At 73.7% G+C, this 14979-nt stretch carries 15 protein-coding genes; 7 read left to right on the plus strand and 8 right to left on the minus strand.

Annotated elements, in window-relative coordinates; all coding sequences use genetic code 11:
- The first annotated feature begins 34 nt into the window (after positions 1 to 34).
- The 3 genes from IE275_RS03115 (at position 35) to IE275_RS03125 (ending at position 3529) form a co-directional block, all read left to right on the plus strand.
- Positions 35 to 1627, plus strand: coding sequence for an FAD-binding oxidoreductase (locus IE275_RS03115; RefSeq protein ID WP_189707158.1), 1593 nt, complete (start codon positions 35 to 37; stop codon positions 1625 to 1627).
- Positions 1628 to 1700: 73 nt separating this feature from the next.
- Complete coding sequence (locus IE275_RS03120) at positions 1701 to 2579, plus strand: YegS/Rv2252/BmrU family lipid kinase (protein WP_189707160.1); 879 nt, start codon at positions 1701 to 1703, stop codon at positions 2577 to 2579.
- A gap of 86 nt (positions 2580 to 2665) precedes the next feature.
- Positions 2666 to 3529: a PhzF family phenazine biosynthesis protein gene (locus IE275_RS03125; protein WP_189707163.1), complete on the plus strand. Its 864-nt coding sequence runs from the start codon at positions 2666 to 2668 to the stop codon at positions 3527 to 3529.
- Positions 3530 to 3634: 105 nt separating this feature from the next.
- Here IE275_RS03125 and IE275_RS03130 read toward each other — a convergent pair whose 3' ends face one another.
- The 7 genes from IE275_RS03130 to IE275_RS03160 form a co-directional block, all read right to left on the minus strand.
- A complete protein-coding gene (locus IE275_RS03130; RefSeq protein ID WP_189707165.1) occupies positions 3635 to 4378 on the minus strand; it encodes a dienelactone hydrolase family protein in 744 nt (247 codons plus the stop codon).
- 232 nt (positions 4379 to 4610) lie between these two features.
- Positions 4611 to 4982, minus strand: coding sequence for a VOC family protein (locus IE275_RS03135; RefSeq protein ID WP_189707167.1), 372 nt, complete (start codon positions 4980 to 4982; stop codon positions 4611 to 4613).
- Between the two features lie 49 nt (positions 4983 to 5031).
- Complete coding sequence (locus IE275_RS03140; RefSeq protein WP_189707169.1) at positions 5032 to 5481, minus strand: DUF4265 domain-containing protein; 450 nt, start codon at positions 5479 to 5481, stop codon at positions 5032 to 5034.
- Positions 5482 to 5549: 68 nt separating this feature from the next.
- Positions 5550 to 6218: an Rv1733c family protein gene (locus IE275_RS03145; RefSeq protein WP_189707171.1), complete on the minus strand. Its 669-nt coding sequence runs from the start codon at positions 6216 to 6218 to the stop codon at positions 5550 to 5552.
- Between the two features lie 117 nt (positions 6219 to 6335).
- Positions 6336 to 7190, minus strand: a complete 855-nt coding sequence (locus IE275_RS03150; protein WP_189707173.1) for a rod shape-determining protein — start codon at positions 7188 to 7190, stop codon at positions 6336 to 6338.
- Entirely contained in the window at positions 7187 to 7555 is a 369-nt protein-coding gene (locus IE275_RS03155) for a TraR/DksA family transcriptional regulator (RefSeq protein ID WP_373299160.1), read from the minus strand. Before IE275_RS03155 ends, IE275_RS03150 begins: the two co-directional genes overlap by 4 nt.
- 59 nt (positions 7556 to 7614) lie before the next feature.
- Positions 7615 to 7944 (minus strand): TraR/DksA family transcriptional regulator, encoded by a 330-nt coding sequence (locus IE275_RS03160; protein ID WP_189707177.1) that lies wholly within the window; start codon positions 7942 to 7944, stop codon positions 7615 to 7617.
- A 436-nt stretch (positions 7945 to 8380) separates the two neighbouring features.
- Between IE275_RS03160 and IE275_RS03165 the strand changes: the two genes are divergently transcribed.
- From IE275_RS03165 to secD, 4 genes are all read left to right on the plus strand, one after another.
- A complete protein-coding gene (locus tag IE275_RS03165; protein ID WP_189707179.1) occupies positions 8381 to 9355 on the plus strand; it encodes a sensor histidine kinase in 975 nt (324 codons plus the stop codon).
- A 3-nt stretch (positions 9356 to 9358) separates the two neighbouring features.
- Positions 9359 to 10141, plus strand: a complete 783-nt coding sequence (locus tag IE275_RS03170) for a response regulator (RefSeq protein ID WP_189707181.1) — start codon at positions 9359 to 9361, stop codon at positions 10139 to 10141.
- 122 nt (positions 10142 to 10263) lie between these two features.
- Positions 10264 to 10950 carry a hypothetical protein gene (locus tag IE275_RS03175; protein ID WP_189707184.1) on the plus strand — a complete coding sequence of 229 codons (687 nt, stop codon included), beginning with the start codon at positions 10264 to 10266 and terminating at the stop codon, positions 10948 to 10950.
- A 77-nt stretch (positions 10951 to 11027) separates the two neighbouring features.
- A complete protein-coding gene (gene secD / locus IE275_RS03180; protein WP_229870058.1) occupies positions 11028 to 13361 on the plus strand; it encodes a protein translocase subunit SecD in 2334 nt (777 codons plus the stop codon).
- 74 nt (positions 13362 to 13435) lie between these two features.
- Here secD and IE275_RS03185 read toward each other — a convergent pair whose 3' ends face one another.
- Positions 13436 to 14872 carry a GMC family oxidoreductase gene (locus tag IE275_RS03185; protein WP_189707186.1) on the minus strand — a complete coding sequence of 479 codons (1437 nt, stop codon included), beginning with the start codon at positions 14870 to 14872 and terminating at the stop codon, positions 13436 to 13438.
- Positions 14873 to 14979 lie beyond the last annotated feature (107 nt).

Raw genomic sequence — 14979 nt, forward strand, 5'->3', positions numbered from 1 at the left:
GCACTCTTTCGCAACCACCGGTGAGGACAAGCGCATGGACATGCTGTGGAGCGGCTGGGGCGACCCGGCCAGGGCGACCCCGCTGCCCGACGCGGTGACCGGGCTGCTGCGCGACCTGCTCGGGGTCAAGCCCCGCAGCGCCGAACCGCTCACCCTGGACGAGATCGCCGTGCCCGAGCCGGCGCCGGCCGCCGCACTCCGGGCCCTCGCCGACGCCGTCGGCGGCGAGGCCCATGTCCGCACCGGCGCCGAGGCCCGCATCCGGCACACCCGCGGCAAGTCCACCCCCGATCTGCTGCGGATCCGCGGCGGCGACGTGGACGCGATCCCGGCCGCCGTGGTCCTCCCGGCGAGCCACGACGAGGTCCTCGCCGTACTGGACGTGTGCGCCGAACACCGCCTGGCCCTGGTCCCGTTCGGCGGCGGCACCTCCGTGGTCGGCGGCCTCTCTCCCGAGCCGCGACGTCCCTTCGTCGCCCTGGACCTGGCCCGCATGGACGCCCTGATCGCCCTCGACCCGGTCTCCCGGACCGCCACCCTGCAACCCGGACTGCGAGCCCCGCACGCCGAGGCGCTCCTGGCCGAACACGGTTTCACCCTCGGCCACTTCCCCCAGTCCTACGAGTGGGCCACCATCGGCGGATTCGCCGCCGCACGCTCCAGCGGACAGGCCTCGGCCGGCTACGGCCGGTTCGACGAGATGGTCCTCGGTCTCACCGTCGCCACCCCCGCCGGCACCCTCGACGTCGGCCGCGCCCCGCGCTCGGCCGCCGGCCCCGACCTGCGTCAGCTCGTCCTCGGCTCCGAGGGGGCGTTCGGCGTCATCACCTCGGTGACCGTACGCATCCGCCCCCTCCCCGGGACCCGGGTCTACGAAGGGTGGCGCTTCGCCTCCTTCGAGGAGGGCACCGCCGCCCTGCGCCGCCTCGCCCAGGACGGGCCCCGGCCGACCGTGCTGCGTCTGTCGGACGAGACCGAGACACTGATCGGCCTCGCCCAGCCCGACGCCATCGGCTCCTCCGGCTTCCCCGAGGCCGCGGGATGCATGGCGATCGTCGGCTACGAGGGCACCGAGGAGGACACGGCGTACCGCCGGGAGCGCGCCGCGGCCGTACTGCGCGACGCCGGCGGCACCTGCCTGGGCGAGGCGCCGGGCGAACGCTGGGCCCACGGCCGCTACTCGGCCCCGTACCTGCGTGACGCGCTGCTGGACGCGGGCGCCTTCGCCGAGACACTGGAGACCGCGGCCTTCTGGTCCCGGCTGCCCGAGCTGTACGCCTCCGTCCGGGAGGCGCTCACCACCACCCTCACCGAGTCCGGCACACCGCCGCTGGTGATGTGCCACATCTCCCACGTCTACGAGAACGGCGCCTCGCTGTACTTCACCGTGGTGTCGGCGCAGGGCGACGATCCCGTGGCGCACTGGACGCCCGCCAAGCACGCCGCGAACGAGGCGATCCTGGCCACGGGCGGCACCATCAGCCACCACCACGGAGTGGGCAGCGACCACCGGGACTGGTACCTCCGGGAAGCAGGACCGCTCGGCATCGACGCCCTCCAGGCGGTCAAACGACGGCTGGACCCCACGGGGCTGCTCAACCCGGGCATCCTCCTGCCCACCGACTGACCCCACCCCGCTCCGCCCCCCGCACCCACCCCAGTCCGTGCACGACCCGTCAGCCGCCCTCGGAGGCACACCGATGCGACAGTTCACCGCCATCGTCAACCCCACAGCCGGCGGATCCACCGGGGTCGCGGCACTGCTGCGGGTGGCCCGGCTGCTGCGCGAGGCCGGGGCCGAGCTGGAGACCGAGTACAGCCGCAGCCTGGTCCACGCCCAGGACCTCGCCCGCGAGGCGGGAGCGCGGGAGCGGATCGTCCTCGCCGTCGGCGGCGACGGCATCGCCGGCGGCATCGGGGGCACCCTCAGCGGAACCGGCACCGTCCTCGGCCTGGTCCCGGCCGGCCGCGGCAACGACTTCGCCCGGGCGCTGGAGCTGCCCACCGACCCGGAAGCGCTGGCCCGGGTCCTGCTCGACCACGCCCCCCGCCTCGTCGACACCATCGAGGTGGAGTCCGCCCGCGGCCGCGCCGTCGTCCTCGGCAGCGTGTACGCCGGCGTGGACGCACTCGCCAACCGCCACGCCAACCACGCCAGAGTGCTGCGCGGAGCCGCCTCGTACTACATGGGCGGCCTGCGTGCCGTGGCCACCTGGCGCCCGGCCGGCTACCGGGTCACCGTCGACGGCGAGGAGCACACCCACCGCGGCTACACCGTCGTCGTCGCGAACTCCGCCTACTACGGCTCCGGCCGCATCATCGCCCCCGAGGCCCGGGTCGACGACGGGCTCCTGGAGGTGGTGATGATCCGTCACGCGCCGCGGCGGCTCTTCTTCACCCTGATGAACGAACTGAAGTCGGGCGCGCACGTCCACCGGCCCGAGGTGCGGATCCTGCGGGGCCGCGAGATCCGGATCGAGGCCGACCGGCCGGTTCCCTTCGGCGCGGACGGCGAGGTCGACGCCGTCCTCCCCGTCACGGCGAGGGTGCTGCCCGGCTCGCTCTCCGTCCTGTGCTGAACGCCCCGGCCACGGTTCGCCGACCGCGTCCGACCAGCGGCTCGGCGACAGGGAACCAACCCTGTGCGCCGGTCGTTGCGGGGACCATGACAAAGATCGAAGTTCTCCGTTACACGGCCTTCTCCCGGGACCCGAAGGGCGGTAACCCGGCCGGTGTCGTCCTCGACGCCGAAGGCCTCGACGACGACGCCATGCTCGCGATCGCGGCGGACCTCGGCTACAGCGAGTCCGCGTTCCTGACCGCGCCGCCCGAGGGGCTCTCGGGCGAGCCCGGCCGGGCCTTCACCGTCCGGTACTTCAGTCCCCGGGCCGAGGTGCCGTTCTGCGGACATGCCACGGTCGCCACCTCCGTCGCGCTCGGCGAGCGCATCGGCACCGGCGACCTCGTCTTCGCCACCCGATCCGGAACCGTACCCGTCACGGTGAGCGAGGAGAACGGCGAACTGCGCGCGACGCTGACCACGGTCGAGCCCCGCATCGAGGACATCGCCGACGAGGACCTCGCGGAGGCGCTCGCCGCCCTGGACTGGCCCGCCGCCGACCTGGACCCGGCGCTCGTGCCGCGCATCGCCTTCGCGGGCGCCCGGCACCTGGTGCTCGGCGCCGCCACCCGGGAACGCCTCGCGGACCTCGCCTACGACTTCGACCGCCTCGGCGACCTGATGCGCCGCCTGGACCTCACCACGGTGCAGCTGGTGTGGCGGGAGTCCGCGACCGTCTTCCACGTGCGCGATCCCTTCCCGGTGGGCGGTGTCGTCGAGGACCCCGCCACCGGCGCGGCGGCGGGCGCGTTCGCCGCCTACGCCCGGGAACTCGGCCTGGTGCCGGCGGCGTCGGTGCTCACGCTCCACCAGGGCGCCGACATGGGCCGCCCCGGTGAACTCACCGTCGAACTGCGCGAAGGCGACCAGCGTGTCCGGGTGACGGGAGTGGGCGTCCGCATCTCCTGAACCGGGCCGGGAGCGGGCTCGACCGGGTCGTCGGCCGGTCCCGCTCCCGCCGGCGCGCCGGCGCGCCGGTCACCGCGAGGTCGCGGGGCCGAGCGGGGCCGGGTGTCAGCCCAGATGGCGGGTGAAGAACCGCAGCGTGCTGTCCAGCTCGAACGCCGGGATCTCCCCGTGCCTGCCCGGGTTGGCGTGCAGGGTCTTCTCGGCCGAGGCGAAGAGGTCGAACAGCGCCAGGCTCGCCGCCCGCGGCACCGACTCGTCGTCCCACTGCACCAGGAACTCCACCGGGACGGTGATCCGTGCGGCGGCCTCGGCCGAGGTCTCCGCCCCGTTCAGCCCCAGGACCGCCGCGCGGACGCGGGGCTCGGCGGCGACGAACGGAACGCCGAGCCCGCACCCCAAGGACATCCCCCAGTAGCCCACCGGACCGGCGCCCACATGGCCGAGGTCCTGGAGCGCGTCCAGGACCGCCCGCCACTCCGGGACGCTCTGGCCGGCCACGAGTGTGTGCAGCTCGGCGAGGACCGGAGCCACGTCCCCTCCGGTCCGCATCCGGGTCCGCAACTCACCGATGACCCGGAGGTGTTCCTCGGTTCGCGGCCGGTCGCCATGGGCGGGCGCGTCGACGGCCGCCACGGCGAAACCGCACTCGGCCACGAGGCGGGCGGCACGCGCCGCGATGCCGGGAGCCTTCTTGTGCTGGCCCCCGCCGTGCCCCATCAGGATCAGCGGGCGGGGCCCCGAGGCGCCGTCCGGAGTCCACAGCACGCCGGGGATCTCACCGAAGGTGAAGGAGAGGGTGAAGAGCTGTTCGGTGACGCCGTCGGACGACGTCGGTGAGGTGAAGCGCATGCGCGTCTCAAGCCTTTCGGGATGCCTTCTGCGGGCACTCCCTAGCTGAAGCGAAGGAGGGAGCCCCGACCTGTCACAGCGTTGATCGGTCTCACCTCCTCGGCTCACAGCGGCACTTGGCGACGCCGAAAGTACCACAACAGGCCCCTCACCCGGCCGAGCCCGCCCGGACAGGCCGACCCGCACAGGCCGACCCGGACAGGCCGACCCGGACAGGCCCGGCCGGCCGGCCCTAGCCGATGAGGGTGCTCTTCGGGCGGACCACACAGAACTCGTTCCCCTCCGGATCGACCAGCACGGTCCACGACTCGGCGCCGCTCTGCCCGATGTCCGCCCTGCGGGCGCCGAGTGCGAGGATGCGCTCGATCTCGGCCTCCCGGTCCTCCGCGGCGGACGTCAGGTCAAGGTGCAGGCGGTTCTTGACGACCTTGCGGTCCGTCACCGGCATGAAGCAGATGCCGACCGGCGCGGTCACATCCGGCCCGATCACGATCTCCCGCTCCCGCTCGGAGAGAATCCGCCAGCCCAGCACCTCGGCCCAGAACCGGGACAGGGCGGGCAGGTCATGGGCGTCGATGACGATGTGATGCAGCGAAACAGGCATGCCCGCCAGTGTGCCGGTGATCGACCGGACAGGTGTGCGGTAGCGCGTCCTACTCTTCGTCCGGCTGCGCCCACCACCATTCGGCCTGGTCGATGCCGGCCGCCCACGCGTCCATCGCCTGCTCGACCACGGACTCCCCGACCACCCGTGCCACGGTGACCACGATGAACTGCCGTGTGGGCGGGGCCTCGACCAGTCCGCCGAGTGCCTGGACGGCGGTGGTCAGCTCCGCCAGCAGATCCGATGTGAACGGGGCACCGCGATAGGCCTGCACGCACATGTTCTCGCCGCGCTCGGCCACCTCGAACGCCCCGTCGTCGGCCACGCGCAGCACGTCCCCGGCCGCGCAGCCCAAGGTCAGCCCCGGGCTCCCGCCGAGCTCGAACAGGTCGCCTCCCAGGGAGCGGGCCGGAAGCACCTCGAACACGGGGCTGCCGTCACTGCCTCGGCCGGCCATCAGCTTGATGTGGACGTGAACGGGTTCGTCGGATTCGGTCACAGGTGTGATCGTTCCATACCGGGGCGGAACCCTTCGCGCGCCCTGCCAGGGGAGCTCGCCCGCTCCGGCTACCGCGGTGACCCGTGGGCGCGGCTCCAGTGCGGTGCCGTCTCGGCCCACATCGCGTCCCATGCCTCGAGATTGCGTCGTCGCAGCACCCGGGCGACCGCGCCGTACACGGCGCCACCGGCGAGAACGACGGCCAGGAAGGCGACGAGGGCCCAGCCCATGGCCCGGCTGCGGATCTCTTCGACGGTGAGGGGCGGTTCGGTGAGCGTTCCGTCCGCGCCGACCCAGACGGACACGGTGCTGCCCGCGGACAGCCCGGGGATCACGTCCGTCTTCGCGGTACGGGCCTGTCCGTCCGGTCCGGTGAAGCGGACGGTGACCGGGTAGCGGGTGCCGTTCGCCTCGTCGGATCCGGGTTCGAGGTGACCGGGGGCGTCGTGGACGAGGACCGCGGTGGTGTGGTGGCGGATCCGGGCCTGGTGCTCGGCGGTCGTGCGGTAGTGCCGGTAGGCGGTGTCGCCGACGCCGAACATGGCCACCAGAGCCGGCGCCGGCACGAGCAGCAGCAGTCCGAGCGCGACCCAGCCCTGGAGACGGTCGGTGCGTCGCCGCAGCGGGTTGCGCCGCCAGAGCCACAGCCACAGCAACGGCAGCGGGGGCCGCGGGTGATCCTGCCCGTGCTGTTCGGGGGCGGGTGGCGGCTGCGCGGGAGGTATCTCACCGGACACGAGGGGCGTCCTTTCGGGGGCGGGGAACAGGCTGCGCCGGCCCGCCACGGCCGGTGGGGACGGCACCGGCCGTGGCGACAGGGGGACGGGGACAGGACGAGGGGCAGGGGGCGGGGCTCAGCGGGGCATGGAGTGGGGCGCGGTGGCCGTGCCGGGTGGGCAGAAACCCATGACCGAGGGGTGGGAGTACGCGGATCGCAGGAGCATGGCGGCGCCCCGGATCGCGGCGGTGTGCGGCGCCGGTACGGCCCGCACCGGCGCGTGCAGTGCGCCGGTGAGCCGGCCGACGAGGTCAGGGCGCAGCGCGCCGCCGCCCGCCAGGAGAGCGCCCCGGCTCAGCGCGTCGGCGGTGAGGGACGTACGGTCCTGCCGGAGCATCGAGGTGAGCATGGTGACGATCGCCTCCACGATTCCGGCCGAGGTCGCGCCGCTGGGGAAGTCGCCGGTGCCCAGGGCGGCGGAGCGGGCGTCGAAGACGGCGCCGTCGACGAGGAGCACCACTTCGGTGACGTGGGCACCGATGTCGACCACGAGCAGCGGCACCGCGAGGTCGGCGTCCCCGGCCAGGGCGACGGCCCGGGCGGTGGAGACCGTGAGCACGCCGCGCGGACGCAAGCCCTGCACGGCCGTGCGGGCCCGTTCCCGGTGGGCGGGCCCGTCCAGCACGGGCACGGTGACCACCACCAGGGGACGGGTGACACGGGGCAGCCGGTGGCCGATCAGCCGGTCGAGCATCCGGGCCGTCGCCGGTATGTCGACGATGGCGCCGCGCCGGACGGGGCACACCGCGCCGTCGCCGGGGCGGGTCACCGTGGGCACGTCGAGGATCGCCCCGCGGCCGGCGACCCAGGCGCGGGTGCGCGCGCTGCCGAGATCGAGGGCGAGGCCGCAGCACCGCCGGCACGGACGTCCGTCGGCGGAGGAGACGGAGGCGGACGCCGAGAAGCTTCCGGGACGGCGGACGACGGTCATCGCCCGGCCTCCCGTACCTGCTGGCAGCGTGCGCAGTAGCGGGCCTGCGGCACGACCATCAGGCGTTCGCGGTCGACGGGACGCCGGCACAGCGGACAGATGCCGTAGCGGCCCTCGGCGATGCGCTGCAGCGCCGCCTCCACGTCGGCGAGAACCATGCGCGCGGAGGCGGCGAGTGCGAGGTGGACCTCGGCCCGCGCCGAGGACCGCCGCCGGCGCCGGTCCTCGGCGCGGGCCGCCGCCGCGAGGTGCCGCAGCTGTTCCTGACGGAACAGACGCTGTTCACGCAGGCTCTCCAGGAGCACGGCGAGGTCGTCGGGCGACAGCCGGGTGGCACGGTCGTCGATGGTCTGGTTGGTGTTCACCACTTCACCCCTCGGGCAGGGCAGGGCAGGGCAGGAGACGAGAAGGGTCCGGGGACCGATCAGGCGGCGGCGCTGCGCTGGCAGGCGACGCAGAACCGCGTGTAGGGGAGGATCTCCAGGCGTTCCAGGGGGACGGGCATGGAGCAGCCGAGACAGGTGCCGTAGGACCCGTCGTCGACGCGGGTGAACGCCTTGTCGATCTCCTTGAGCACCCGCTGGATCGCCTCGCGTTGCGCGGACATCAGACGGTCGTCCACGCTCTGGACGCTCTCGTCGAGGGCGCGCAGCTGGGCCAGCCGGCTGTCGCGGGCGTGTTCGAGGCGCTGGTGGGCCTCATGGGCGGTCACCCGCTCGGGGCGGGGGCCGGTCTGGGAGAGGTCGAACGGCACGGTGAGGTCCTTTCTCCGACGTGGCGCGCACAGCAGTGGCCGCCCGGTTCGGAGGCGAGCGGTGGGACGACCGCGGGCTCCGGCGAACCGGACGGCTTGTTCACGCTCAAGCCTGATCGGCCGCGTGCCGGAATCCCATCGGGCGCGGGCCCCATCTGCCCCGGTCACCGGTGTCCACGGGGTGGGGGAGGGTGACGGACGAGTGGGTACACCACGACCGCGGATATGGGTGTCGGCCCCCATCGACGGCGTGCGGTGGAACGGGGCAGGGTGGGCGCAGGATCGGCCGTGACCAGGGCCGCGGTTCCCACCAGGGGTGTGCGACGACCGACGGCGGAGCCGATCGGTGTCGTTGTCGCGTGTCGCGTGTCGCGTGTCGCGTGTCGCGTGTCGCGTGTCGCTTCGTATGTCGTGTCGCAGAAGGAGGCCTTCCCCGGTGTCGCTGTTCTGGCGGATCTTCGGGCTCAACGCCGTGGTGCTCGGTACCGCCACGGCGCTGCTGCTGTGGGCGCCGGTGACCGTCTCCGTGCCGGTGCTGCTGACCGAGGCGTTCATCCTGGTGGGCGGTCTCGCCGTCATGCTGATCGCCAACGGTGCGCTGCTGCGCTGGGGACTGGCCCCGCTGGAGCGGCTGACCAGGCTGATGACCACCGTCGACCTCTTGCGCCCGGGGCAGCGGCTGCCGGTCCCGGGCGGCGGTGCCGGCGGCGGGGGTGGTGGCGAGGTGGCCGAGCTGATCCGTACGTTCAACGCCATGCTCGACCGGCTGGAGCATGAACGGGCCACGTCGAGCGCCCAGGTGCTGCTCGCCCAGGAGGCGGAGCGGCACCGTATCGCGCAGGAGCTGCACGACGAGGTCGGGCAGAGCATGACCGCGATCCTGCTGGTGCTCAAGCGGGCCGCCGACGACGCCCCCGAGCCGCTGCGCGAGGAGCTGCAACAGGCCCAGGAGATCACCCGGGGGAGTCTGGACGAGGTCCGCCGTCTGGTGCGCCGCCTGCGGCCCGGCGTCCTGGACGACCTGGGGCTCGTCAGCGCGCTCACCTCGCTCGCGCAGGACTTCGCCACCCACACCGGGCTGCGTGTGCTGCGCCGCTTCGACACCGAACTGCCCACCCTGGACAAGGAGACCGAGCTCGTCCTGTACCGGGTGGCGCAGGAGAGCCTGACCAACGCCGCCCGCCACGCGGACGCCAGGCGGGTGGAGGTCGGTCTGCGCCGGGCCGGCGAGGCCGTGACGCTGGAGATCACCGACGACGGCCGTGGCATCGAGGCCGCCCGTGAGGGTGCCGGGATCCGTGGCATGCGGGAGCGGGCGCTGCTCGCCGGTGCCGCGCTGGACATCACCTCCGAGCCCGGCACCGGCACGCGGATCCGCCTCACCACCCCCGTCCCCAGGAAGCGGCACTGACTCATGCCCGACACGACCCCGCCCGACACGACCCCGCCCGACTCGACCTTGCCGGAACCGGCCCTGCCGGAACCGGCCGCCTTCCCCCACCCGGCCTCGCCGTCGTCCCCGGCCGCCGCCCCGCCCCCGGCCGTGCCGCGTCCGGTCCGTATCCTGCTCGCCGACGACCACGCGCTCGTACGCCGTGGTGTCCGGCTGATCCTCGAACGGGAACCGGACCTGGAGGTGGTCGCCGAGGCCGGGGACGGGGCCGAGGCCGTCCACGCGGCCCGTGGCCAGGACATCGACCTCGCCGTCCTGGACATCGCCATGCCCCGTCACTCGGGCCTCCAGGCCACCCGGGAACTGACCGCGCTGAAGCCGGGCCTGCGTGTCCTGATGCTGACCATGCACGACAACGAGCAGTACCTGTTCCAGGCGCTCAAGGCCGGCGCCTGCGGCTATGTGCTGAAGTCCGTCGCCGACCTCGATCTGGTCGCGGCCTGCCGGGCCGCGATGCGCGACGAGCCGTTCCTCTATCCCGGAGCGGTGACCGCGCTGATCCGCAACTACCTGGACCGGGTCCGCCACGGGGAGGAGAACGCCGAGCACGTCCTCACACCGCGGGAGGAGGAGGTCCTCAAGCTCGTCGCCGAGGGCCACTCCTCCAAGGAGATCGCCGAGCTCCTGTTCATCAGTCTCAAGACCGTGCACCGCCACCGGGCCAACGTCCTGCACAAGCTCGGCCTGCGCGACCGGCTGGAACTGACGCGGTACGCCATCCGCGCCGGCCTGATCGAACCCTGAGGCCCGGCGCGCGCGACCGCTGCCCCTGATCTCCGGGACCCGGCCCCCTACTCCCCGGGCCGGGTCCCGGACCCCACCCCGCCGACACCGGCATTCGAGCACCCACCGGAAAGGGACGGTGCATGCGCCCAGCACCTCGCACCGTCCTTCCCGCCCGCGGTCACGGGATCGCGGCGGCCCTGACCGTGCTCGTCGCCGTCCTGCTGACACTGCTGACCCCGGCGGCGACGCACGCGGCCCCCGACGGACCGGTGCCGCACACGGCCGCGTCCGCCACGGATCCGGCCGCCCGGTTCGCCACCCGCACCCCCCGTGCGGATGCGGCCCGGTTCGCCACCCGCACTTCCCGTCCGGATGCGGCCCGGTTCGCCACGGGCATCTCCCGTCCGGATTCGGCCGCGTCCGCCACGGACACCTCGCGCCCGGATCAGGCCGTCTCCGCCACGGGCGCCACGGGCACCTTGCTTCCGCACACGACCGCGTCCGCCACGGATCCCGCCCGTTTCGCCGCCACCGGCACCCCACGTCCCGAGCCGGCCGCGGCGGCCGCGCACACCCCGGGGCCTGACAGCGGCCCCCACGCCGAGGCCCCGTGTGCCACCGGCTGTGCCGCCCCGGCGACCAGGGCCCGGCACGACCACGGCGCGGAGCGCCCGGCCCCACCGGACCACCACGCCACCCCTGCCCATGGCACCGCCGTCCCGCTCGTCGGCGTGCGGACCTCGGCGCGGCCCGCGCCGCAGCCCGCCGTTCCCGGCCCGACACCGTACGACCGTGGCAGGGCACCTCCGGCGCCCACCGGCACCTGACGCATCCCGTCCCACCCCCTTCTTCCCGTCACGGCCGCGCCCGCCGCCGCCGTGACGGTGCCTGCCGGAGGCTCGTGTTGAAACGCCGGAAACCCTCCCTGCGCGCGCGTGCGCTGTTCGCCCTGGCCCTGCTCGCCGCGTCGCTGGCCATCGCCCTCACCACGCCGGTGCGCCTCGGGCTCGATCTGCGCGGCGGCACCCAGATCGTGCTGGAAACCCGCTCCACCGCCACCACCGAGGCCGATCGCGCGGCCACCGACCGCACCATGGAAGTGCTCCGCGGCCGCGTCGACGCGCTCGGCATCGCCGAACCGACCCTGGTCCGCTCCGGCGACCACCGGATCCTCGTCGAACTGCCCGGGGTGCACGACCCGAAGAAGGCCGCCGACGTGCTGGGCCGCACCGCTCAGCTCACCGTGCACGCGGTGCTCGGCCCGGCCGGGACCACCGGCGGCGCCACCACACCCCCGGGCGACCCGGCCGGGGAGCGCGTCCTGCCGGACGAGTCCGGACAGCGCCTTCGGCTGAAGACCGCCGACCTGACCGGGCCGGACATCAAGGGCGCCGACTCCCGGTTCGACCAGAACGGCGGCGCCGGATGGCACGTCACGGTCGATTTCACGGACCCGGGCCGCGACCGATGGACACGGGTCACCGCACAGGCCGCGTGCCATCCCGCCGGCGATCCGGAACGCCGGGTGGCCATCGTCCTCGACGACAAGATCATCTCCTCGCCGCAGGTCGACCCCTCCGTCACCTGCGGAGCGGGCATCACGGGCGGCAGCACCCAGATCACCGGTTCCTTCGACGACACCGAAGCGCGCGAGCTGGCCCTGCTCATCTCGGGCGGTGCCCTTCCCGTCCCGGTCGAGACCGTGGAGCAGCGCACCATCGGTGCCAGCCTCGGCGACGCTGCCATCTCGGCGGCGGCCTGGGCCGCCGTCATCGGCACCGCGCTGACCGCGCTGTTCATCATCGCCGTCTACCGGCTCATGGGCCTGCTCGCGACCGTGTCCCTGGCCTGCTACGGCCTGATCTCGTACGCGGCCCTGGCCGCGCTCGGCGCGACGCTGACCCTGCCCGGCCTGGCCGGGTTCGTCCTGGCGATCGGCATGGCGATGGACGCCAACGTGCTGGTCTTCGAGCGGGCGCGCGAAGAGCACGCCGCCCGCAGCCGCCCCAGCCCCCGTTCGGCGCTGACGGCCGGGTTCCGCGGCGCCTTCGGCGCGATCGCCGACTCCGGCGTCACCACGCTGATCGCCACCGTCCTGCTGTTCCTGCTGGCCTCCGGGCCGGTGCGCGGCTTCGGCATCACCCTCGGCCTCGGCGTCATCGCCTCGATGATCAGCACGCTGGTGATCACCCGGGTGCTCGCCGAGTGGGCGGCGAGCCGCCCCGCCGTCTTCCGCCGGCCCCGTCTCACCGGCATCACGAGCATCGGATGGGTCCGTGAACGGCTGCTGCGCCGCGACCCGTTCCTGATGCGTCGCCCGCGCCGCTGGCTGGCCGCCTCCGCCGCCGTCCTCGTCGTGGCCGCCTCCGGCGTCGTCGTCCGCGGCCTCGACTTCGGCATCGAGTTCACCGGTGGCCGGCTCGTCGAGTACACCACCGGCACGCCCGTCGATCCGGACCGGGCCCGGACGGCCCTCACCGACGCGGGTTTCCCGCGCGCGCTCGTCCAGTCCTCCGGCGACACGGGGCTCACGGTGCGCGCCGAGCACCTGACGGACTCCGAAGCGGCGACCGTCACCGAGACCGTCAGCCGGCTCGGCGGCGACACGGTCAAGGTCCGCGACGAACTGATCGGCCCGAGCATGGGCGACGAACTGCGCCGTGACGCCCTCGTCGCGCTCTCCCTGGCCCTGGGCGCCCAGTTGCTCTATCTCGCGGTCCGGTTCCGCTGGACGTTCGGCTTCGCGGCCGTCGGCGCGCTCGCCCACGACGTGCTCATCCTGGTCGGTGTGTTCGCCTGGCTCGGCAAGCCCGTCGACGCGGTCTTCCTGGCGGCGCTGCTGACCGTCATCGGCTACTCGGTCAACGACTCCGTCGTCCTGTTCGACCGCATCCGGGAACTGCTCGGCCGCGACCGCACCACGCCGTCGGCGCGGCTGACGAACCAGGCGATCCTTCAGACCCTGCCCCGCACGGTCAACACCGGCATGGGCGCGGCCCTCATCATCACCGCCCTCGCCGTCCTCGCCGAGGGCACACTCACCGACTTCGCCCTCGCGCTGCTCATCGGCCTGGCGGTGGGCACCTACTCCTCCGTCTTCACCGCCGCACCCCTCACCGTCGAACTGCACGCGCGCCGCGAAGCCCGCAGACCGGCACGCCCCGACGGGCGCCCGGGACCCGCCCGCACCCCTCTGCCACGCGCCGCCCGCCGGTCCGGGCAGCCGGAGAGGCGGTGAGCCGGTGTCACAGGGCACGGGGCCGTCTCGTCCCGGGCGTGCGGCCACGGACGCCGCGGCCCCCGTGCGGCCGGCTACCGGGCGGCGAAGGTGGCCGCCCGGTAGCCGATCATCATGGCGGCCAGGTTGGTGTGGGCCCGGGGAACCGTCGGCATGACGGAGGCGTCGGCCACGCTCAGCCCCTCCACGCCCCTGACCCGGAGGTACTCGTCCACGACGCCGTCACCGTCGCGGCTCATCCGGCAGGTTCCCACGGGGTGGTGGTACGTCAGGGCCTGCGCGCGGCAGGCCTCGGACAGGTCCTCGCCGCGCCACCAGGGTGAGTCGGGCAGCTTCACCCGCCCCTGGGCGGCCAGGTCGTCGACGAGGTCGGCGGCCCGGGTGACGATGTCGGCCGCGCGGACCCGGTCGAGCGGATCGGACAGGTGGCCGAGGCGCACCTTGGCCCGGCCGCGGCCCAGCGTGAGACGGCCCCTGCTCTCCGGGGTGACCAGCGCCGCGGCCACGGCGGCGGTGTCGGGTGCCGCCGTGGGGTCGAAGAAGGGGGCATGATAGGCGAACATCTGAGCCTGCGGATGGTTCTCGCCGGGCAGCTCGTAGGTGAGCAGGGTGCCCCGCCCACCCGGCATGGGCAGCTCCGAGGCGTCGGTGACCTCGACGTTCATCTGGAACAGCACATGGTCGGACAGGTTCGTGCCCAGCTGCGGTGCGTCGGTGACGACCGGTATCCACGCCGCCCGCAGGGCGTCGGCCGGGCCGATGCCCGATTGGAAGAGGATCTCCGGGGTCCCGAACGTTCCGGCGGAAAGGATGACCTGGTCGGCTTCGACGAGGTGCTCGCCCCGGGCGTCGCGAAGGACGACCCCGCAGGCCGCGCCGCCGCTGACCAGCACCCGCAGCACCTCGCTGTCCGGCAGCAGCCGGACATGGGCACGGGCGCGGATACGGGGCAGGACGGCCACCAGGGTGCTCATCCGCACCCCGTCGACGTGGTTGGTGGGGAAGGGGCCGAAGCCCAGGGCGCCGGGCGCGTTGTGGTCCGGTACCGGATCGTGGCCGTGGCGCCGGTAGGTGTCCTGGAACGCCAGGTCGAACGCGCTCTGTTCGTAGCGGGTGATCGCGATCGGGCCGTCGGCCCCGTGGTGGTCGTCGTGCCCGAACTGCCGGTCCGCCTCGATGGCGCGGAACGCGGGCAGACACGCCTCGTAGGACCACAGGTCGGAACCCCAGGCGTCGTAGCACCACGGGTGCCCCCGGACGGCCGCCGCCGCGTTGACCGCGGAACTGCCCCCGAACACCTTGCCCCGCGGCAGGAACGCGCCCGTGGCCTCGTCGGCGTAGGGCCAGTAGTAGTGGGGCGGCAGCAGGATCTCGGTGCGCAGTTCGCCGGGGACCTCCGGGCCGGGGTCTGTGCCGGCGTCCACCAGGACGACCTCATGTCCTGGATCCTCGCTGAGCTTCCACGCACACATGAGGCCGGCGGACCCGGCTCCCACGATCACTGTCCGCATGGAGCCTCCTTTCGAAAGTACGGCTTGACTGACAGCGCCATCGACGACGCGATGCGCGATGTGATGGACGACGTGATGGATGACGCGCTGGACGACGCGATGCGCGA

Source organism: Streptomyces phaeofaciens, assembly GCF_014648915.1.
Taxonomy (GTDB): Bacteria; Actinomycetota; Actinomycetes; order Streptomycetales; family Streptomycetaceae; genus Streptomyces; species Streptomyces phaeofaciens.

Coding starts and splice junctions, on each gene's coding strand:
- IE275_RS03115 (WP_189707158.1), top strand. CDS start 35: ATGGACATGCTGTGGAGCGGCTGGGGCGACCCGGCCAGGGCGACCCCG.
- IE275_RS03120 (WP_189707160.1), top strand. CDS start 1,701: ATGCGACAGTTCACCGCCATCGTCAACCCCACAGCCGGCGGATCCACC.
- IE275_RS03125 (WP_189707163.1), top strand. CDS start 2,666: ATGACAAAGATCGAAGTTCTCCGTTACACGGCCTTCTCCCGGGACCCG.
- IE275_RS03130 (WP_189707165.1), bottom strand. CDS start 4,378: ATGCGCTTCACCTCACCGACGTCGTCCGACGGCGTCACCGAACAGCTC.
- IE275_RS03135 (WP_189707167.1), bottom strand. CDS start 4,982: ATGCCTGTTTCGCTGCATCACATCGTCATCGACGCCCATGACCTGCCC.
- IE275_RS03150 (WP_189707173.1), bottom strand. CDS start 7,190: ATGACCGTCGTCCGCCGTCCCGGAAGCTTCTCGGCGTCCGCCTCCGTC.
- IE275_RS03170 (WP_189707181.1), top strand. CDS start 9,359: ATGCCCGACACGACCCCGCCCGACACGACCCCGCCCGACTCGACCTTG.
- IE275_RS03175 (WP_189707184.1), top strand. CDS start 10,264: ATGCGCCCAGCACCTCGCACCGTCCTTCCCGCCCGCGGTCACGGGATC.
- IE275_RS03185 (WP_189707186.1), bottom strand. CDS start 14,872: ATGCGGACAGTGATCGTGGGAGCCGGGTCCGCCGGCCTCATGTGTGCG.